Origin of the sequence: Curtobacterium sp. UNCCL17 (genome assembly GCF_000686685.1) — a bacterium.
Taxonomy (GTDB): domain Bacteria; phylum Actinomycetota; class Actinomycetes; order Actinomycetales; family Microbacteriaceae; genus Curtobacterium; species Curtobacterium flaccumfaciens.
Window position 1 is genome coordinate 799,934 of sequence record NZ_KK366001.1, and the last position, 19,053, is coordinate 818,986.

At 71.3% G+C, this 19,053-nt stretch carries 18 protein-coding genes and 1 tRNA gene; 13 read left to right on the forward strand and 6 right to left on the reverse strand.

Annotated elements, in window-relative coordinates; all coding sequences use genetic code 11:
- Window positions 1-21 precede the first annotated feature (21 nt).
- A tRNA-Lys gene (locus tag BR70_RS0113620) sits at window positions 22-94 on the forward strand.
- Between the two features lie 105 nt (window positions 95-199).
- On the opposite strand, the gene BR70_RS0113625 is transcribed toward BR70_RS0113620, so the two are convergent.
- Window positions 200-850 carry a YigZ family protein gene (locus BR70_RS0113625; protein ID WP_027466513.1) on the reverse strand — a complete coding sequence of 217 codons (651 nt, stop codon included), beginning with the start codon at window positions 848-850 and terminating at the stop codon, window positions 200-202.
- Between the two features lie 101 nt (window positions 851-951).
- Between BR70_RS0113625 and BR70_RS0113630 the strand changes: the two genes are divergently transcribed.
- From BR70_RS0113630 to BR70_RS22495, 7 genes are all read left to right on the forward strand, one after another.
- Window positions 952-1,392, forward strand: a complete 441-nt coding sequence (locus BR70_RS0113630; protein WP_051596928.1) for a hypothetical protein — start codon at window positions 952-954, stop codon at window positions 1,390-1,392.
- Window positions 1,389-1,850: an ImmA/IrrE family metallo-endopeptidase gene (locus BR70_RS0113635; protein ID WP_027466515.1), complete on the forward strand. Its 462-nt coding sequence runs from the start codon at window positions 1,389-1,391 to the stop codon at window positions 1,848-1,850. Before BR70_RS0113630 ends, BR70_RS0113635 begins: the two co-directional genes overlap by 4 nt.
- Window positions 1,847-2,773: a hypothetical protein gene (locus BR70_RS0113640; protein ID WP_027466516.1), complete on the forward strand. Its 927-nt coding sequence runs from the start codon at window positions 1,847-1,849 to the stop codon at window positions 2,771-2,773. Before BR70_RS0113635 ends, BR70_RS0113640 begins: the two co-directional genes overlap by 4 nt.
- Before the next feature lie 162 nt (window positions 2,774-2,935).
- Complete coding sequence (locus BR70_RS0113645; RefSeq protein WP_027466517.1) at window positions 2,936-3,148, forward strand: SCO4848 family membrane protein; 213 nt, start codon at window positions 2,936-2,938, stop codon at window positions 3,146-3,148.
- A 48-nt stretch (window positions 3,149-3,196) separates the two neighbouring features.
- A complete protein-coding gene (locus BR70_RS0113650) occupies window positions 3,197-3,874 on the forward strand; it encodes a response regulator transcription factor (protein ID WP_027466518.1) in 678 nt (225 codons plus the stop codon).
- Window positions 3,867-5,267: a sensor histidine kinase gene (locus BR70_RS0113655; protein ID WP_027466519.1), complete on the forward strand. Its 1,401-nt coding sequence runs from the start codon at window positions 3,867-3,869 to the stop codon at window positions 5,265-5,267. The genes BR70_RS0113650 and BR70_RS0113655 overlap by 8 nt, the downstream gene beginning before the upstream one ends.
- A gap of 49 nt (window positions 5,268-5,316) precedes the next feature.
- On the forward strand, window positions 5,317-5,973 hold the full coding sequence (locus BR70_RS22495; RefSeq protein WP_197019652.1) for a PepSY domain-containing protein: 657 nt from the start codon (window positions 5,317-5,319) through the stop codon (window positions 5,971-5,973).
- An 84-nt stretch (window positions 5,974-6,057) separates the two neighbouring features.
- Here the strand turns inward: BR70_RS22495 and BR70_RS0113665 are convergent, their stop codons facing one another.
- On the reverse strand, window positions 6,058-6,357 hold the full coding sequence (locus BR70_RS0113665) for a hypothetical protein (protein WP_155896884.1): 300 nt from the start codon (window positions 6,355-6,357) through the stop codon (window positions 6,058-6,060).
- A gap of 77 nt (window positions 6,358-6,434) precedes the next feature.
- The gene (locus tag BR70_RS0113670; RefSeq protein ID WP_027466521.1) at window positions 6,435-7,967 is read right to left on the reverse strand and encodes an amino acid permease; all 1,533 of its coding nucleotides are present in this window, start codon (window positions 7,965-7,967) and stop codon (window positions 6,435-6,437) included.
- 138 nt (window positions 7,968-8,105) lie between these two features.
- Between BR70_RS0113670 and BR70_RS21045 the strand changes: the two genes are divergently transcribed.
- A complete protein-coding gene (locus tag BR70_RS21045) occupies window positions 8,106-9,269 on the forward strand; it encodes a mechanosensitive ion channel family protein (protein WP_035808876.1) in 1,164 nt (387 codons plus the stop codon).
- Window positions 9,270-9,393: 124 nt separating this feature from the next.
- On the opposite strand, the gene BR70_RS0113680 is transcribed toward BR70_RS21045, so the two are convergent.
- Window positions 9,394-9,582 (reverse strand): hypothetical protein, encoded by a 189-nt coding sequence (locus BR70_RS0113680; protein ID WP_027466522.1) that lies wholly within the window; start codon window positions 9,580-9,582, stop codon window positions 9,394-9,396.
- 93 nt (window positions 9,583-9,675) lie between these two features.
- Between BR70_RS0113680 and BR70_RS0113685 the strand changes: the two genes are divergently transcribed.
- Window positions 9,676-10,827 carry an SLC13 family permease gene (locus BR70_RS0113685; RefSeq protein WP_027466523.1) on the forward strand — a complete coding sequence of 384 codons (1,152 nt, stop codon included), beginning with the start codon at window positions 9,676-9,678 and terminating at the stop codon, window positions 10,825-10,827.
- A 45-nt stretch (window positions 10,828-10,872) separates the two neighbouring features.
- Here BR70_RS0113685 and BR70_RS0113690 read toward each other — a convergent pair whose 3' ends face one another.
- Window positions 10,873-11,844, reverse strand: coding sequence for a magnesium transporter CorA family protein (locus BR70_RS0113690; RefSeq protein WP_027466524.1), 972 nt, complete (start codon window positions 11,842-11,844; stop codon window positions 10,873-10,875).
- Between the two features lie 99 nt (window positions 11,845-11,943).
- A complete protein-coding gene (locus BR70_RS0113695; protein ID WP_027466525.1) occupies window positions 11,944-14,652 on the reverse strand; it encodes a hypothetical protein in 2,709 nt (902 codons plus the stop codon).
- Window positions 14,653-14,878: 226 nt separating this feature from the next.
- Here BR70_RS0113695 and otsA point away from each other — a divergent pair, with 226 nt between their 5' ends.
- From otsA to ilvD, 3 genes are all read left to right on the forward strand, one after another.
- Complete coding sequence (gene otsA / locus BR70_RS0113700) at window positions 14,879-16,471, forward strand: alpha,alpha-trehalose-phosphate synthase (UDP-forming) (RefSeq protein WP_027466526.1); 1,593 nt, start codon at window positions 14,879-14,881, stop codon at window positions 16,469-16,471.
- Complete coding sequence (gene otsB / locus BR70_RS0113705; protein WP_027466527.1) at window positions 16,464-17,246, forward strand: trehalose-phosphatase; 783 nt, start codon at window positions 16,464-16,466, stop codon at window positions 17,244-17,246. The genes otsA and otsB overlap by 8 nt, the downstream gene beginning before the upstream one ends.
- A gap of 70 nt (window positions 17,247-17,316) precedes the next feature.
- Window positions 17,317-19,011 carry a dihydroxy-acid dehydratase gene (gene ilvD, locus BR70_RS0113710; protein ID WP_027466528.1) on the forward strand — a complete coding sequence of 565 codons (1,695 nt, stop codon included), beginning with the start codon at window positions 17,317-17,319 and terminating at the stop codon, window positions 19,009-19,011.
- The last annotated feature ends 42 nt before the right edge of the window (window positions 19,012-19,053 follow it).

Sequence of the window (19,053 nt, forward strand, 5' to 3'; positions counted from 1 at the left end):
GCGGCACGGAAGCCGCAACATGCACCTCTAGCTCAATTGGCAGAGCAACTGACTCTTAATCAGTGGGTTCTCGGTTCAAGTCCGAGGGGGTGCACCGCAGGACGAACGCCCCGGCTCATCGAGTCGGGGCGTTCGTGCGTTCCGGGCAGGTTTCCACGCCGAAGCGGAGACACGCCCGAGGTGTGCAGGAACCGCGGATTCAGTCGGCGGAGACGTCGACGATCCGCTCCTCGCCGATGACGGGTTCGAGCGAACCGGCCGACGCGGCGGCGAGGTCGGCCGTCAGGGCGCCGAGCGACTCGTGGGGGACCCACACCTCGAAGGTCGCCGCCTGCCCGTACTCGGTCGGGCCGAGCGTCGCGTGGTGGTGCCGGACCCAATCGCGCAGCACGTTGTCGAGCCGCCCGGCGTCGGCGTGGTCGACGTCGAAGCGCACCTGCGTCAGGGCCTCGCGGCGGACGAGGACCGCCGTGTCGAGCGCCTCGGACACCGAGGTCGAGTAGGCCCGGACCAGTCCGCCGGCACCGAGCTTCACCCCGCCGAAGTACCGCGTGACGACCGCGACGACGTCGGTCAGACCGCGGCGTCGCAGGACCTCGAGCATCGGGACGCCCGCGGTGCCGGAGGGTTCCCCGTCGTCCGAGGAACGGGCCTGGTCCCCGAGCACGCCGGTGACCATCGCCGTGCAGTTGTGCCGGGCGTCCCAGTACCGCCGGCGGACCTCGGCGATCACGCGGTCGGCGTCCTCGACGCCGGAGACCGGCACGACGGTGGTGATGAAGCGCGACTTCGTGATCACGATCTCGTGCTCGACCGGTGCCGCGACGGTGGCGGGGAAGCGGCGGGGCATGCCCACGAGGCTAGCGGCGCGCGTGCCGGGCGCCCGCGCTAGCATGGCGTCCACGCGCCGGACCCACACCTCGCGCGGACACGGCTGGGGAGGAGTCCGACATGGACACGGGTGATCTGAAGGGCGGGGCGCTCGACGCCGCCGAGCTCGCGCGCCGCCTCAACCTGCTCCTCGACTTCGAGGAGTCCCAGCGTGGCGCGCCGGTGCCGTTCTCCTCGATCGAGGAGTACGTCGCGGCCCACGGTGGGTCGCTGTCCCGGGCGAAGTGGACCTACATGCTCTCCGGCGACGGCCGCCGCAACCGCGACACCGAGCTCCTGCGCCTGCTGGCCGGGTACTTCGAGGTCGACGAACGCTTCCTGCTCGAGGACAGCGAGGTACCGGAACGGATCGGTGCCCAGCTTGCACTCGTCCGGTCCCTGCGCTCCGCCCGCGTGAGCGGCTTCGCGGCCCGGACCTTCCCCGGTGAACTCTCACCCGACGCGCTGCGGCGCATCGCCGAGGTGCTCGAGGAGGAATCGCAGCGGGGGAGTGTCGCATGACCGACGCCCTCGTCGAGGCGTTCTGGGCTCGTGGTGCCGCCGAGGGGTGGTCGGACGTCGACCAGGCCGTCGCCGCCGCCGCTGACGTCGTCGGCAAGCCGATCGTGGTGCGCGAGGAGTCGTTCCTGGCCGCCGAGCCCGTGTGCGGCTTCGTGGCGACGCTCGAGCACGCGCACCTCGTGATGATCTCGCCGACGGCCTCGCCGACGTTCCGGTCGTTCGTCATCGGCCACGAGCTCGGGCACGTCCTGCACCGGCACCAGGAGCACGCCCCGCAGAGCGCGTACATCCGCGACGTCATCCCCGACCTGCCCGAGTACAAGGTCGAGCGTGCGCTGGCCCGGGGCATGTTCTCGAACACCTACGAGCACGAGGCCGAGGTCTTCGCCGACCGCCTGGCCACGGTGATCCGCCAGCACCGCGGCCGCCCGAGCGCCTTCCGAGGGGTCTTCGGGTGATCATCGCCGTCGTCCAGGCGGTGCTGCTCATCGTCGGGACGATCGTGCTGCTGGTCCTGCAACGGGGGCAGGACCGCACGCTGGCGTTCACGTTCCTGCTCTTCGCCGCCACCATCGTGACGAACGTCGACCCGCTGTACCGGTGGCTCGACCCGCTGCTCGGCGGGTACAACGTCGTGACCGTCGTCAGCGACTGCCTCATGGTGGCCGGCACGAGCACGCTGCTGTGGGGCGTGGCGAAGGCGGTCGGTGCTGCGCGGCCCTGGCTCCGGAACGCGGTCGTGGTGTCCTTCGCCGTGGTCGTCGTGGTGGTCGTCGTCGCGTTCACCGTGCTCGACAAGCCCGCGACCACGACGACCTTCATGCTCGACGCCGGCTCCCACCCGGCGGCCACCGTCTACTCGATCGCGCAGACCGTCTACCTCGGAGTCGCTCTCGGCGCGACGGGGTTCATCTGCGTGCTCCGGCTCCGCGAAGCCCGGACGACCACCGACCTGGTGGGGCTGTGGGTCCTGGTCCTCGGTGGGGTGCTCGGGGTCGTCCGCATGGTCGTGGTCGTCGTGATGGACGTCGCCCACGTCGCCGGTGACCTCGACGTCACGCACGCGCTCTCGCTGCCCTACGACGTCACCACGCCGGGAGCCGTGCTGTGCGTGGCGTCCGGCATGCTGCTGCTCGTCGTCGGACACCGGGTCTCCCGCCGGCGCCGGGCCCGCCGCGTGGACGATGCGCTGCGCCGCCTGGCGCCGCTGCACGAACGGATCGGGGTGGACAACGCCTACCCGCCGACCGACGACCCCGCGACCCGGCTCAGCCGCCGCATCGTCGAGATCAACGACGGCGTCCGGGGCGCACGGGCGTCACTGTCCGACGCCGAGCGTGCCGCCCTCGCCGACGCCGAGGCCGCGCTCGAGACCGCGTAGTCCCTCGACGCTGCCGGACAGGCCGTGTAGAGTCTGTAGCAGGTGCTACAGATCCTGTGGCCTGCCGGGTCGGGACTCGGCCGCGTTGGGGGCGGCCGAGCACCACCCGCCCGGCATCGCGGCACCAGCATCGTCGAGACCGGCGTTCAGTAGGATCGTCCCGTGCTCGTCTTCGCCGCAGTCGTCCTGTTCATCGGCGCCGTCTTCAACGTCGTCACCTGGCCGCGCTTCTTCCAGCGCGTCGCGAAGGACTCTCGTGCCCGCGACGCCGCCGGCAAGCCGACGACCTTCTACACGGTGCACCTCGTGCTCCTGCTCATCGCGCTCGCGATCGCCGTCGCGTCCGTCATCGCAGGGATCCTGCTGCTGGTCTGAGCCGGTCGCTTCAGCCCTGCTTCAGCGGGGCACGACAGGATCGAACCCATGCGTGTGCTGGTGGTCGACGACGAGGTCCGGCTCGCCGACGGCGTGCGCCGCGGCCTCGAGGCCGAGGGATGGGCGGTCGACGTCGCGAACGACGGCGTGGACGGTCTGTGGCACGCGCGTGAGTTCCGATACGACGCGATCGTGCTCGACCTGATGATGCCCGGCCTGAGCGGCTGGGCCGTGTGCGCGCAGCTCCGCGCCGACGGCGACTGGACCCCCGTGCTCATGCTGACCGCCAAGGACGGCGAGTGGGACCAGGTCGAGGCGCTCGACGCGGGGGCCGACGACTACGTCACCAAGCCGTTCTCGCACCCGGTGCTCGTCGCACGGCTCCGGGCGCTCGTCCGACGGGGTGCCAGCGAGCGCCCCACCGTGCTGACCCTCGGCGACCTGGTCGTCGACCCCGCGGCGCGCACCGTGGCCCGGGGCGAGACCCCCGTCGAGTTGACCAGCCGCGAGTTCGCCGTGCTCGAGTACCTCGCACGGCACCCGGGACAGGTCCGGTCGAAGCGCGACGTCATCGAGAACGTCTGGGACGTCGACTTCGAGGGCGACCCGAACATCGTCGAGGTGTACGTCGGACACCTCCGCCGGAAGCTCGACCGGCCGTTCGGGCGTGCCGCGATCGAGACGGTCCGTGGCGCCGGGTACCGCTTGGCGGCCGACGGTGGCTGAGCGGCCGGTCAACCCCCGTGCGAGCGGGCCCGCACGAAGCAGGCCACGGCGCCCCCGGTCGGTCCGTGCCCGCACCACCCTCGGCGCCGGGGTCGTCGTCCTCGCGGCCCTGGTCCTCGGCGCCGTCGCGTTCGTCGTCGTGCTGCGGCTCGTGCTGCTCGACGGCGTGCGGACCTCGGCCGAGGCCGGTCTCGAGCAGGTGTCCTCGCGGGTCGAGACGGACGGTGCGGCCGCGGTGACCGGCTACGAGGACGTCCTGGTGCAGGTGATCGGCGACGGCGGGGCGGTCCTGGCGCACGGCGAGGACGCCGACGGCGCCGCACTGCCCACCGCCGACGAGTCCCGGTGGACCCACGACGGCGAACGCTGGCTGCTCGTGGCGGACGACGTGGACCTGCCCGGCGGCGGTGAGGCGACGCTCGTCTACGGCACCACGCTCGACCAGGCCGACACCGCGGTCCGCACCGCCGTCGTGCTCCTCGCCGTCGGGGTGCCCGTGCTGGTGCTCGTGCTGGTCGCGGTCACCTGGGCCGTCACCGGGCGCTCGCTGCGGCCCGTGGAGCAGATGCGCACCGAGGTCGAGACGATCCGGGCGGCCCGTCCCGACGCCCGGGTCGAGGTGCCGGACACCGGCGACGAGGTCGCCCGGCTCGCGAGCACCATGAACGCCATGCTCGACCGCCTCGAACTCTCCGCCGAGAGCCAGCGGCGCTTCGTGTCCGACGCCTCCCACGAACTCCGGTCGCCGATCGCGTCGATCCGGCAGCACGCCGAGGTCGCCGTCGCGCACCCGGAGCGGACCGAGGTGGCCGACCTCGCCGACGTCGTCCGGTCCGAGGCGGTGCGCCTGCAGGACCTGGTCACCGGGCTGCTCGAGCTCTCCCGCCTCGACGAGGGCGGGATCCGCACGCGGCGCCCCGTCGACCTCGACGACCTGGCGTTGGACGCGGTGGCCCGCGCGCGAGCACGGTCGACGGCCGGTGACGCGCCCGCGCGGGACGGCGACGCCCCGGCGGTCCGGGTGGACGGCTCGGCGATCTCGGCAGCGCGGGTCCTCGGCGACGAGCGCGTGCTGGCAGGGGTGGTCCGGAACCTCGTCGACAACGCCGTCCGGCACGCGAGCACACGCGTCGCCGTGTCGCTCACCGAGCACGACGGGTCCGCGGTGCTCACGGTCGACGACGACGGCACCGGCGTCCCCGAGGACGAGCGCGAGCGCGTCTTCGAGCGGTTCGTCCGTCTCGACGAGGCCCGCAGCCGGGACGCCGGTGGCGCGGGGCTCGGCCTCGCCATCGTCCGCGACGCCGTGCGGGCGCACGGCGGCGACACGACCGTGGTCACGTCCCCGCTCGGTGGCGCGCGGTTCGTCGTCCGCATCGCACTCGGCGGCTGAACAGGTGGCTTCAGGGCTGCTTCAGCACCCCGACGCGATGCTCGTCCACATGAACTTCCGCACCCAGCACCAGAAGCCCTCCGCCCGCCGGATCGCCGCGTTCGCCGCCCTGCCGATCGTCGCGGCGCTCGCACTCACCGGTTGCGCCAGCGACGACTCCGACGACGACACCGGCTCGGCCGGCTCCGGCTCGGTCGGCTCGTCGGCGACGGACTCGTCGGGCTCCGGTTCGTCGTCGTCCGGTGCGTCCGGCGTCGCGTCCACCGGCTCGAACACGGCCCTGCTCGCAGCGGTCGCCACCGCACGCGGCGAGGTCGGCTCGGGCACCGTCATCTCGGTCGAGCAGGAGCAGGGCGCCTCCGCCTACGAGGTCCTGGTCGTGACGAAGGACGGCACCGAGCACGAGGTGCACACGAACGCCGACGGCACCTCGGTCGTCGGCACCCCGCAGACCGAGGCCGCCGACGCGGACGACAAGGCCGAGCACGAGCGCTTCGTCGCCGCCGCCGACCTGAGCGTCAAGCAGGCCGTCGACGCCTTCCAGGACCTGCACGCGGGGACCGTGACCGAACTCGGACTCGACGACCACGTCGGCGCGGTGGTCTGGGAGGGCGACGTGCTCGACTCGTCCGGCACCAAGCACAGCGTGCGCATCGACGCCGGCTCCGGTGACGTCGTCACCGACCGCGTCGACAGCGACGACTGACCCGGCCCCCAGCCCCCGGCCCCCCGGGCAACCGCGCAACCGGGCAGCCGCGCCGCGGCCTCCCGCGGCCCGGCACCGGCGTCCTCAGGACTCCAGCGGCGGGCCGAGCACCTTCCGGATCGCCAGCGCAGCGAGCTGCTCGTCCGGGGTGTCGAGCAGCACCCGGTAGGTGTCCTGCCCGGCGAGGAACTCGACGCAGACGGCGTCCTCGTCGCACGGTCCGAGGCGCCACCCCTGCACCGCGTCCATCGGCACCGTCGTGCGCGTCTCGCGCTGGTAGTCGGTCTCGGCCTCGAGACGATCCGGGAACACCCGGAGGCGTCCGTAGGCACCTCGCCAGCTGAGCTGCAGGTCGAGGGTGGGAGAAACAGAGCGGTCCGGCACCCGCTGATGGTAGCGACGGGTGCCGGACCGCTCGTGTTCGGCGCTGGGGGCCTTGCGTTCCGGGGACAAGCGGAGCGCTAGCTCCCGTCGCCGTCGCGCCGTACCGAGGCGGCGGGGTCGCGGACACCGATCGGGTAGGGGCCCGTGACGCCCTCGCGCAGGGCGGCGATGCGCAGGATGCGGTCACGCTGCAGGAACCACCCGACGATGAGCAGCGGGATGATGATGACGAGCGACGCGATCGTGTACGTGCCGACGGGGTAGTCGATCGCCATCAGCACGATGACCGAGGCGAGGAACGCCAGGGTCAGCCAGGCGGTGACCGGTGCCCCGGGGAGCTTGAACGAGGGTTCCTTCGCGAGCCCCTGCTTGGCCCACTGGCGCAGCCGCATCTGGCACAGGATGATCGTGCCCCACGCGGTGATGATGCCGAGGCTGGCGATGTTCAGGGCGATCTCGAACGCCTGGCTCGGCACGAAGTAGTTCAGCACGACGCCCGCGACGGTGAACGCCGCGGTGAGCAGGATGCCGGCGTAGGGGACACCGCCCTTCGACATCTTCGTGGTCCACTTCGGCGCCGAACCGTTCATCCCCATCGAGTGGAGCGCACGTCCGGTGGAGTACAGGCCGGCGTTCAGGGACGACAGGGCCGCGGTGAGCACGACGAAGTTCATGATGCCGCCGACGATCGCGCCGACGTGCGGGTTGCCGAGCGACGAGAAGAACGTCACGAAGGGGCTCTCGCCCTCCTTGTAGGCCGTGTACGGCAGCAGCAGGGAGAGCAGGACGATCGACCCGACGTAGAAGACCGCGATGCGGAAGACCACGGAGTTGATCGCGCGCGGGATGACCTTCTCGGCGTTCTGCGTCTCACCCGACGCGGTGCCGACGAGTTCGATCGCGGCGTAGGCGAAGACGACACCCTGGATCACGATGACCGCGGGGAGCAGCCCGTTCGGGAACAGCCCGCCGTTGTCACCCCAGATCGAGAAGCCGGTCCGGACGGCCTCGCCACCGGCCTCGACCGGGAACGCGAAGACGAGCCAGATGATCGCGACGACGAGGAACGTCACCAGTGCGGCGACCTTGATCAGGGCGAACCAGAACTCGAGCTCACCGAACACCTTCACGGCGACCATGTTCGCCGCGAGGACGACGACCAGGGCGATCAGCGCCAGCAGCCACTGCGGTGCGGCGGTGAAGGCCGACCAGTACTGCAGGTAGATCGCGACCGCGGTGGTGTCGACGATCGAGGTCATCGCCCAGTTCAGGAAGTACATCCAGCCCGCGGCGTACGCGAACTTCTCGCCGTAGAACTCGCGGGCGTACGAGATGAACGACCCCGAGGACGGGCGGTGCAGCACCAGCTCGCCCAGGGCCCGCAGGATGAAGAAGGCGAAGATCCCGGCGACCAGGTAGGTCAGCGCGAGCGCGGGGCCCGCGGTGTGCAGGCGTCCACCGGCACCGAGGAAGAGGCCGGTGCCGATCGCGCCGCCGATCGCGATCATCTGCAGTTGCCGGGGCTTCAGACCGTGCTGGTAGCCCTCCTGCTCGTGCGAGAAGTCGTTCGCCGGCGCTCGGTTGCCACCCGTGTCGTTCTGCGCTGTCATGCGAGAGAACCTACATGCGCACCGGACCGGGCCGTCACGCAAACCCCGGTTCGGTCGAACCGCAGCTGCTGAACGTCCGCACAGCCGACGGTGGCCCGATCCTGAACGACGACCGTCGTCCGTTGCTTGCATGGAGGGATGGACATCCTCCTCCGACTCCTCGTCGCGATCGGGTTCGCCCTGCTCGTCACCGCCGTCGTCGCCCTCGTCCTGCACCTGGTCCTCCGGGCGATCGCGCGCCGGGAACGCTGGGCCGGCGTGCTCTCGCGACGGACGAAGCACCCGTTCCGCACCGTGCTGCTGGTGGTCCTGCTCTGGATCGCCTTCACGTCGAGCATCCCGCGGAACGCCGACGCCTACCCGTGGCGCGACGAGGTCGCGCACGCCTTCCTCATCGTCACGATCGCGACCGGGTGCTGGCTGGCGTGCCAGGTCGCGATCTTCCTCGAGGACCTGGGGCTGCACCGCTTCCGCATCGACGTGCCCGACAACCGGCAGGCGCGTCGCATCCGCACCCAGGTGCTCATCATCCGGCGGCTCACCGTCGCCGTGCTCGTCATCATCGCGGTCGGCGCGATCCTGCTGACCTTCGACGGGGTCGAGGCGGCCGGCGCGAGCGTGCTCGCCAGCGCCGGCCTCATCTCCGTGGTCGCGGGCCTCGCCGCGCAGTCCACGCTCGGCAACGTGTTCGCCGGCATGCAGCTGGCGTTCTCCGGGTCGATCCGGGTGGACGACGTCGTCGTGGTCGAGCAGCAGTGGGGCCGGATCGAGGAGATCACCCTGACCTACGTCGTGGTCCACCTGTGGGACGACCGTCGGTTCGTGCTGCCGTCGACGTACTTCACGAGCACGCCGTTCGAGAACTGGACGCGGACCGGCAGCGAACTGCTCGGCGCCGTGGAGTTCGACCTCGACTGGCGGGTGAGCCCGGCCGACATGCGCGCGGAGCTCGACCGGATCCTCGACACCTCGACGATCTGGGACCGCCGGGTCAAGGTGCTCCAGGTCACGGACGCCGTCGGGGGACTCGTCCGGGTCCGCATCCTCGTGACCGCACCCGACGCCGGTGGCCTGTTCGACCTCCGCTGCTACGTCCGCGAGGAGATGGTCGAGTGGATCCAACGCACCCACCCGGACGCCCTGCCGGTCCAGCGGGTACAGCTCACCGAGCCGAGCGCGACGGCGCCGCGGCGACGCGGACGCCCGGCAGAGGGGGACTCGCAGCTGTTCGGCGACGACGAGCGCGGTGCGCTCTTCACCGGACCGATCCAGACCTCCGGCATCCCGGAGTCCGAGCGCTGACCCGGTGACCGGATCGGCGTGCCCTGCACGGCCAGGACGACGAACGGGAGGCACGGTGCCAGCTGGCACCGTGCCTCCCGGTCTCGAGGTCGGTCGCGTCTGCGACCGCCTGCCGCGTCTGGTCCTACTGGCGCGCCTTGACCGCGCGGTCGTCCTCGACGACCGTGCCGATCGCCACGATCGTCGTGGCGAGCCACGCGACCCAGGTCAGCGCGAGCCGCCAGTCGCGCGGTCCCTGGCGGGTGGTCTGCAGCACGCTGTAGCCGCTGATGAGCGAACTCCACACCGCACCGTTGAACATGAACTTGCGCACAGAGGCCTCCTGTCGTCGTGCTGACAACGCTACCGGCCCGTACATTGGAGCGCCGCCGGTCACCCTGCCGCGGTGTCTGCCAGAGGAGTGTTCGTGCGTCAAGCGGTCATCGGAGCGGCCCTGCTCGTGGTCGGCGCGGTCTGCGTCGTGTTCGGGCTGCTGCCCCTCGACGACCTCGCCGTGCTCGCCGACCGGGTCCTGCCGGTCCTCGGGTTCGTGCTCGGACTGACCATCGTCGCCGAGCTGGCCGCGGACGCCGGAGTGTTCGACCGCCTCGCCGACGTCGCCGCCCGGGTCGGTGGCGGACGCACCATCGGGCTCTGGGGTGCGGTCGTCGTGCTCGCCGTGCTCTGCACCGTCTTCCTGTCGATCGACACCACCGCGGTGCTCCTCACCCCCATCGTCGTCTCGCTCGCACGGCGTGTGGGACTGCCCCCGATGCCGTTCGCCCTGACCACGGTCTGGCTCGCGAACACCGCCTCGCTGCTGCTGCCGGTGTCGAACCTGACGAACCTGCTCGCCGTCGACCGGATGGGGCTCGGCGGCCCGCTGCCGTTCGCCGGACTGATGGCCTGGCCCGCGGTCGCCGGGGTGGTCGTGCCGTGCATCGTCCTGCTCGTGGTGTTCCGGGGCAAGCTGTTCGGCCGCTACTCGCCGGTGTCCGTCCGCACGCCGAAGGACCCCGTGTTCTTCTGGGCGGCCTCCGCCGTGCTCGTCGCGCTCGTCGTCGCCCTGACGGCCGGGGTGACCGTGTGGATCGCTGCGGTCCTGGCCGCCGTGGTGCTCGTCGTGGTCGCGGCGTTCCGGTCCCCGTCCGAACTCCGGGTGTCCCGAGTGCCGTGGTCGACCCTGCTGTTCGCCGCCGGGCTCTTCGTGGTGGTCGAGGCGCTGCACACGACGGGCATCACCGACCCGATCGTGCACGCGCTGCAGGGCGGCACCGGGACCGGCCCGCTGCTGCTGCTCGGCGGTGCGGGCGCGGTGGCGGCGAACGGCATCGACAACCTGCCGGCGTACCTGGTGCTCGAACCGGCCGCCGGGCACGAGGCCGTGCGGTACGCGGCCCTGCTCATCGGCGTGAACGCCGGCTGTCTCATCACCCCGTGGGCCTCACTCGCGACGCTCCTGTGGCACGCGCGGCTGTCGGCCGAGGGCGTGCACCTGTCGTGGGGCCGGTACATGGCGCTCGGGTGCGTCGTCGCGCCGCTCACGGTCGTCGCCGGGGTCCTGGCGCTCGCGCTCTGACGTCGGCGGGGCCTCGGACCGTTCGGGTGCCGGAGCCCTGCGCGCTCAGAGCCAGTCGCGGGTCTTGAACACGCGGTAGAGCACGAGCGACGACGCGGTGATGATCGCGAGTGACGCCCAGAGCCCGCTCCAGGCACCCTCGCCCGGGAACTCGACGTTCTGCCCGAAGAAGCTCGTCACCCCCGTCGGGATCGCGATGATCGCCGCCCAGCTCGTGACCTTCTTCATGACGGTGTTCTGCCGGTTCGACGCCAGGTTCAGGGTCGTGTCGAGCACGCTCGACACCGCGTCGCGCAGCTGTTCGACCGAGTCGGCGATCGAGACCAGGTGGTCCTCGACGTCGCGGAAGTACGGCCGGATGCCGTTCGAGATCGTCTCCGCGTCACCGTGCAGCAACGAGGCGACGCTGTCCCGCGTCGGGACGACCAGCCGCCGGAGCACCCCGAGGGTCTTGCGGAGCCGGAACGACCGCCGCTGGATCTGCTGCTCACGGGGGTCGCCCGGCTCGAACAGGTCGTCCTCGAGCGCGTCGATCTGCCGCTCCAGGTCCTCGACGGTGTCGGTGGCCCGGTCGACGACGGCGTCGAGCAGCGCCCAGACGAGCCAGGGCACGCCGTGTTCGGCGATGTCGGAGTTCGCCGTGAGTCGGTGTTCCATCGGGGTGGTGTCGACATCGGACCCGTGGATCGTGACGAGCGCCCGTTCGGTGACGAAGGCCTTGACCTCGTGCGTGATCAGGTCGCCCTCGTCGTCCGTGCCGCCCACGTCGTAGACGACCAGGAACAGACTGTCCCGGTACCGGTCGAGCTTCGGCCGCTGTCCGTGCTCGACGGCGTCCTCGACCGCGAGCGCGTGGATGCCGAGCTCCTCCTCGATCTGCTCGAGGTCGCCCGACGTCGGGTCGGTGTAGTCGATCCAGACGAACGTGTCCGGATCGGCGACGAGGTCGGAGATCCGGTCGACGGGGAAGTCCCGCTCGACCGTGTCGCCCTTGCACCACGCCCGTGTCCTGACCATGCTCGTCAGCCTACTGAGACGGCCGACCCGGGAGATCCCGGGTCGGCCGTCGCGGTGCTGCGGAGCCGCTCAGTCGGCTCCTGCTCATTCGGCTCCTGCTCAGTAGGCGGAGACGAGCTTGCCGTCCTCCACCTTCAGGTACTGGTTCACATCGAAGGAATCCTCGCCGCGCTTCTCGTCACCGAGGTACGAGGTGTAGCTGTACGAGACGCTCCCGTCCTTCGTGCTCGTCACCATCACGGTGCCGGCGCGGGACGCCTCGACCTGCAGCTCGGGCTTCGACGTGACGTCGTACTGCACGCCGCCGTCGGCGTCGTAGGGCCCGTACCAGGGGCAACCGCTCAGGGCCCGGAGCTCGGTCTTCTCGGCGCAGTCGTCGATCAGGTCGGTCACGTACCGCTCGGCGTCCTGCTCGAGTGCCTTGGTCGCCTTCGGCGCGAAGTCGACGTAGCCGGACGCGGCCGTGCCCACGGAGACCTTCTCGGTGCCGCCGGTGAAGTACTTCGTCCCGCCGACCGAGACCTGGTAGGTGCCGGGGTAGGCGAGGGACGTGAACTTGCCCTCGCTGATCTTCCCGATCTCCTTGCCGCCGACGGTCACGGGTGCACCTTCGAGCACGTCGGAGGCCGTCAGGGTGACCTGCTGGGCGAGGGGCTGCGTGACACGCCACTCGTCCTTCACCAGGAACGAGGTGCCCGTGCGCCGCAACGACACCTGGCCGGAGCGGTTCTTGCCGTCCTGCGTGTAGCTCAGGGTGGCGATCGCGGTGTCACCGGTCCGGGCGACCCGGCCGACGCGGATGTCCGACGGGCGGTCCTTCGCGCTCCGGAGCACCTTCGAGTCGAGCATCGCGGCGTCGTCGGGGACCTCGCTCAGGTCGGCGGCGGTGTCGGCGTCACCGCTGGCGATGGCCTGCACGTAGGACTTGACGGTCGGGGCCGGACCCCACACGTTGGCGCGGAGGACGCTCGTCGTGACCGCGCCGGCGATGACGACGACGATCACGGCGCCGCCGGCGATGAGCGAACGGACCAGGATCTTCTTGGACCGCGGGGACATCGGTGCCGGAGCGGGGGCACCACCGCCGATGAACGGCTGCGACCCGTAGGCGGGTGGTGCGCCGTACGGGGGCTGCGTGCCGTAGGGCGGCTGCGACCCGTACGACGGCTGCGCGCCGGAGTTCGACTGCGGGCCGTCCGCGGGCTCCTGGCCGGACCCGGCCGGCGGGTACGGCGCCTGCTGGCCGGCGGCCGGGGGAGTGTTCCACGCGGCGGCGGCCGGAGCGCCGGCGGCGACAGGCGCGCCGGGCGCGGCGGGAGCACCGGGAGCGGCCGGGTCGACGGGGGCGGTGGGTGCCACGGGGGCACCCGGACCGGCGACGGGCCCGGCCGGGAACGCCTGCGGCACGACGGGGCGGGGGTCCGCCCCGACCAGACGCGACGTCCGGAGCACCGCGGCACCACCGAGGCGGGGCAGGAGCACCGGAGCGAGGTACCGGGCGACGACCTCGATCACGCCGCCCCACAGGGCGAAGACGATCGGCGTCCACGGCGCGACGCCGATCGACCCCGATGCGTCCACGGAGGTCGTGCTGCTCACCTGGTACGAGGCGACGCCGGTGCCGAGGACGAAGAACAGCAGACCGAGTGCGAACCACACCAGCGGCGTGACGACCCAGTCGAGGGTGGTGCGGATCCGGTCGTTGCGGCGGACGGCGAGTGCGAGCCCGGCCACGACCGAGGTGACGACGACGAACAGCACGACCAGCCAGGTCCAGCCGCCGGCCCCGCCGAACACCGAGGCGGTGTCGCTGGCGGACCCGAAGCCGGAGGTCCCCACACCACCGAAGAACCCGAGCGCGGTCAGCCCGACCGCGACGTTGCCGAGCAGCAGCGGCAACGCGGAGCCGAAGGACGGCTGGGCGATGACGGCGACGACGAGGACGACGAGGGCGACCAGCACGACGAGGACCGTGAGCTGCGACGCGGCGACACGCAGTGTGCCGAGCAGGCGGGCGGCGAAGACGTTGCCACCAGCCAGGACGGAGGGCCGGGCGAGGAGCGCGGCCAGGGCACCGATGACGAACGCGCCGAGGATGCTCCCGACACCGACGGCGTGCACCGGCTCGATGACCGCGCCGGACACCGACGGGAACCGGATCGCGAACAGGGCGGCCGCGACGTTCGTGAGCACGGTGGTGACGAGGCCGGAGACCACCGCCGTGATGAGCACCTGCGTGCGACCGAGGCCACGCGTACGGATCCGGCGGGTGAGCACGACGGCCAGGACGACCTGCGCGGTGAGCACCAGCGCGGGCACCACGGCGAGCGAGCCCGAACCGGAACCGAGGAACCCGATGGACCCGGACAGGTGCAGACGGCCGAGGTCGGCGAGGGCCACGAGCTGCGCCGGCGCACCGAGCAGGACGCTCACGCCGGAGAGCAGGGACTCCACGTCGGGGGCCGAGCCCGCGCCGAGGTCGGTGCCGGACCCGGTGGACGGAGCTGCCGAACCGCTGCCGCCGGATGCGAGCAGGCCCACGGTGATGAGCAGTGAGAGTCCCGCGACGACGTACGCCGCGACCCAGCCGCCGACGGCGGCGAGCACGGCCGCCAGCCAGTCGCGACCGGACACGGAGCGCAGGAAGCGACCGAACGCGTCGGACGGCTGCGCGGCGGTGGCGGGCTGACCCGACCACTGCTGCGGGCCTCCCGGCTGCTGTTGCCAGGCGGGCTGGCCGGTCCCGGCGGACTGGCCGGGGCCGGGCTGCGACGGCGGGACGGGCTGGTTGGGCGGGTTCTCGCTCACGGCTGGGGGTCCTCTCCGACCGGGAGGCCGGCGCCGCACTCCAGCACCCGTGTCCCCCCGACACGTGCCTGCAGCGTAGCGGAACCGCCGATCCGCCGTGAATGCGCTGTCCCCACGCTGGTAACTTCGGCAGCGCGCCCGGCGCACCACGCCGGCCGTCGCACCCGACGCACGACGCACCGACGCACCCGGCCCCGGCCGGGCGGAACGGAGATCACACCACCCCATGCCTGCAGACCGCACCGAACAGACCCGCTACTCGTTCGTCGTCGCCTCCAACCGACTCCCGGTGGACCGCGTCGTCGACCAGGACGGCAACGAGGGCTGGCGGCACTCGCCGGGCGGCCTCGTCACCGCCCTCGAACCCGTGATGCGCGCGAACGACGGAGCCTGGGTCGGCTGGGTGGGGCAGGCCGAGGTCGAGGTCGCACCGTTCGACAACGAGGGCATCCACATCGTCCCCGTCCCGCTCTCCGACGACGACGTCGAGGAGTACTACGAGGGCTTCAGCAACGACACGCTCTGGCCGCTGTACCACGACGTCATCGAGCACCCGAGCTACCACCGCGACTGGTGGAACGCGTACAAGCGGGTGAACGAGCGCTTCGCCACGCAGATCGCCGAGATCGTCGAGCAGGACGGCATCGTCTGGGTGCAGGACTACCAGCTGCAGCTCGTGCCGGCCCTGCTCCGTGCGAAGCGTCCCGACCTGACGATCGGCTTCTTCAACCACATCCCGTTCCCGCCGGTCGGCATCTACGCGCAGCTGCCGTGGCGTGCGCAGATCCTCGACGGGCTGCTCGGCGCCGACGTCATCGGCTTCCAGCGCCACGACGACGCCAGCGACTTCCTGCGCGCGGTGCGGCACATCAAGGGCTACACGACCAAGGGCACCACGATCGACGTCCCGGTGGACGACCCGGCAGCCCCGCGCAGCCGCAAGGGCATCACGGTGCGCCACGTCGAGGCCAGGCACTTCCCGATCTCCATCGACGCCGAGAGCTTCGAGGCGATCGCCCGCAAGCCCGAGGTGCAGGAGCGTGCACGCGAGATCCGCGAGAGCCTCGGCAACCCGAAGACGGTGCTGCTCGGTGTCGACCGGCTCGACTACACCAAGGGCATCCGCCACCGCATCAAGGCCTTCGGCGAGCTGGTGGAGGACGGCCGGATCGCGGTCGAGGACGCCACCCTCATCCAGGTCGCGAGCCCGAGTCGCGAGCGTGTCGACTCGTACGCGGCGCTCCGCGACGAGATCGAGCTGAGCGTCGGCCGCATCAACGGCGACCTCGGCGTCATCGGCCACCAACCGATCTCGTACCTGCACCACGGCTACCCGCGCGAGGAGATGGTGGCGCTGTACCTGGCCGCCGACATCATGCTCGTCACCGCACTGCGCGACGGCATGAACCTCGTCGCGAAGGAGTACGTCGCCGCCCGCTTCGACAACGACGGGGTGCTCATCCTGTCCGAGTTCGCCGGTGCCGCCGACGAGCTCAAGCAGGCCGTGATCGTGAACCCACACGACATCGGGGCGCTCAAGGACTCGATCGAGCGCGCCATCCAGATGCCGCGTCGCGAGCGGTCGACGCGCATGCGCGCGCTCCGCAAGCGCGTCCGCGACAACGACGTGGCGCGCTGGTCGCGCTCGTTCCTCGAGGCGCTCGACCGGCACGCGCCGCGGAACGCCCAGATCGACCCGTCCGCCGCCGACCCGCGCGAGCAGCACCGTGAGGCGCAGACCGACAACATGTCGATCTTCGACGAGGACGCCCAGTCCGCCAGGGCTGCCGAGGACACCCGGGAGGCACGTGATGACTGAGACCACCACCGACCAGACCGCCATCGACGCGGCCCTCGAGACGCTCGCGGCTGCGCCGCGACTGATCGTCGCCCTCGACTTCGACGGCACGCTGGCCCCCTTCGCCGACGACCCCTCGCAGGTCGGCGCGCTGCCCGGCTCATGGGCCGCGGTCCTGACCCTGCACCGCGCGAAGGACACCGAGGTGGTGCTCGTGTCCGGGCGCCCGCTCGGCAGCCTGGCCGCGGTGACCCACGCACCCGAGGACATGGCGCTCGTCGGTTCGCACGGTGTCGAGTGGCGCGTGGACGGTCACGACGAGGCCGCGCTGTCCGATGACGAGGTCGGTCGTGTGGCACGGATCGGTGCCGCGCTCGACGCGGTCGGCGAACGGTTCCCGGGCGTCGTCATCGAGCACAAGCCCGCGGGGCACGGGGTGCACACGCGCCGCGTCTCCGCCGAGGTCGCTGCCGAGGCGAACGCGGCGGCGAGCCGTGCGGCGCACGAGGCCGACCCCGAGGTGCTCGAGCGCGGTGGCAAGGACATCGTCGAGTTCGCGGTGCGCCACGTCACGAAGGGCGACGCGATCGCCCGGCTCCGCGAGTTGCACGGCGCCGACGCGGTGTTCTTCGCCGGCGACGACGTCACCGACGAGGACGCCTTCCGCGTGCTCGGCGACGGCGACGTCGGGGTGAAGGTCGGGCCGGGCCAGACCCGGGCCGGGTACCGCATCGCCGACCCCGCGGCCCTGACCGGGGTCCTGAAGCAGCTGGCGAGGCTCCGCGCCACCCGCTGATCGCGGGCCCGGAGCATGAGAATGCACGGGGGTGCACGGCTGGTATCCCAAAGCGTCCTAGACTCATCCCATGCCTGATATCGACGTCAAGCCGCGCAGCCGGGTCGTCACCGACGGGATCGAAGCAACCACCTCGCGTGGCATGCTGCGGGCCGTCGGTATGGGAGACGAGGACTGGAGCAAGCCGCAGATCGGCATCGCGTCCTCGTGGAACGAGATCACGCCGTGCAACCTCTCGCTCGACCGCCTCGCGCAGGGTGCGAAGGAGGGCGTGCACTCCGGTGGCGGCTACCCGCTCCAGTTCGGCACCATCTCCGTCTCGGACGGCATCTCGATGGGCCACGAGGGCATGCACTTCTCCCTCGTCTCGCGTGAGGTCATCGCGGACAGCGTCGAGACCGTCGTCAACGCCGAGCGCCTCGACGGCACCGTCCTGCTCGCCGGCTGTGACAAGTCGCTGCCCGGCATGCTGATGGCCGCCGCGCGACTCGACCTGGCGAGCGTGTTCCTCTACGCGGGTTCGGTCATGCCGGGCTACGTGAAGCAGGCCGACGGCACGATGAAGGAAGTCACGATCATCGACTCCTTCGAGGGCGTCGGTGCCTGCAAGGCCGGCACCATGAGCGAGGAAGAGCTCAAGAAGATCGAGTGCGCCATCGTCCCGGGTGAAGGTGCCTGCGGTGGCATGTACACCGCCAACACGATGGCGAGTGTGGCCGAGGCCCTCGGCATGTCGCTGCCGGGCTCCGCCGCCCCGCCGAGCGCCGACCGTCGCCGCGACTACTACGCGCACCGCTCCGGCGAGGCCGTGGTGAACATGCTCGAGCACGGCATCACCGCCCGCCAGATCCTCACCAAGGAAGCGTTCGAGAACGCGATCGCTGTCGCGATGGCCCTCGGCGGCTCGACGAACGTCATCCTGCACCTGCTCGCGATCGCCTACGAGGCCGAGGTCGAGCTGTCGCTGGACGACTTCAACCGCATCGGTTCGAAGGTCCCGCACCTTGCCGACATGAAGCCCTTCGGCAAGTACGTCATGGTCGACGTCGACCGCAACGGCGGCATCCCCGTGATCATGAAGGCGCTGCTCGACGCGGGCCTGCTGCACGGTGAGTGCATGACCGTGACGGGCAAGACCGTCGCCGAGAACCTGGCCGAGATCGACCCGCCGGCACTCGACGGCGAGGTCTTCCGCACGCTCGACAACCCGATCCACGCCACCGGTGGCCTGACCGTCCTGCAGGGCTCCTTCGCCCCCGAGGGCGCCGTGGTGAAGACCGCGGGCTTCGACGCCTCCGTCTTCGAGGGCCCCGCCCGCGTGTTCGATCGTGAACGTGCGGCGATGGACGCCCTGACCGAGGGCAAGATCGAGAAGGGCGACGTCGTCGTCATCCGCTACGAGGGCCCCAAGGGCGGCCCGGGCATGCGCGAGATGCTCGCCATCACCGCGGCCATCAAGGGCGCGGGCCTCGGCAAGGATGTACTACTCTTGACCGACGGTCGATTCTCAGGCGGCACAACCGGCCTGTGCATCGGCCACATCGCACCGGAAGCAGTGGACGCAGGTCCAGTCGCTTTCGTTCGTGATGGCGACCGCATCCGTGTCGACATCGCGGCTCGCTCGCTCGACCTACTGGTCGACCCGGCCGAGCTGGAGGCCCGCCGTGACGGCTGGGCCCCGCTGCCCCCGCGCTACACCCGCGGAGTCCTCGCGAAGTACGCCAAGCTCGTCAAGTCCGCCGCCCAGGGCGCGGTCACGGGCTAGCGTCCGACACCCGCACCACCGCCACCACTCAGGCAAGGACCA

Bases quoted from the DNA above. Each gene is read 5' to 3' on its own strand.
- BR70_RS0113625 (WP_027466513.1), bottom strand. From the start codon at position 850: ATGCCCCGCCGCTTCCCCGCCACCGTCGCGGCACCGGTCGAGCACGAG.
- BR70_RS0113630 (WP_051596928.1), top strand. From the start codon at position 952: ATGGACACGGGTGATCTGAAGGGCGGGGCGCTCGACGCCGCCGAGCTC.
- BR70_RS0113635 (WP_027466515.1), top strand. From the start codon at position 1,389: ATGACCGACGCCCTCGTCGAGGCGTTCTGGGCTCGTGGTGCCGCCGAG.
- BR70_RS0113650 (WP_027466518.1), top strand. From the start codon at position 3,197: ATGCGTGTGCTGGTGGTCGACGACGAGGTCCGGCTCGCCGACGGCGTG.
- BR70_RS22495 (WP_197019652.1), top strand. From the start codon at position 5,317: ATGAACTTCCGCACCCAGCACCAGAAGCCCTCCGCCCGCCGGATCGCC.
- BR70_RS0113670 (WP_027466521.1), bottom strand. From the start codon at position 7,967: ATGACAGCGCAGAACGACACGGGTGGCAACCGAGCGCCGGCGAACGAC.
- BR70_RS21045 (WP_035808876.1), top strand. From the start codon at position 8,106: ATGGACATCCTCCTCCGACTCCTCGTCGCGATCGGGTTCGCCCTGCTC.
- BR70_RS0113690 (WP_027466524.1), bottom strand. From the start codon at position 11,844: ATGGTCAGGACACGGGCGTGGTGCAAGGGCGACACGGTCGAGCGGGAC.
- otsA (WP_027466526.1), top strand. From the start codon at position 14,879: ATGCCTGCAGACCGCACCGAACAGACCCGCTACTCGTTCGTCGTCGCC.
- otsB (WP_027466527.1), top strand. From the start codon at position 16,464: ATGACTGAGACCACCACCGACCAGACCGCCATCGACGCGGCCCTCGAG.
- ilvD (WP_027466528.1), top strand. From the start codon at position 17,317: ATGCCTGATATCGACGTCAAGCCGCGCAGCCGGGTCGTCACCGACGGG.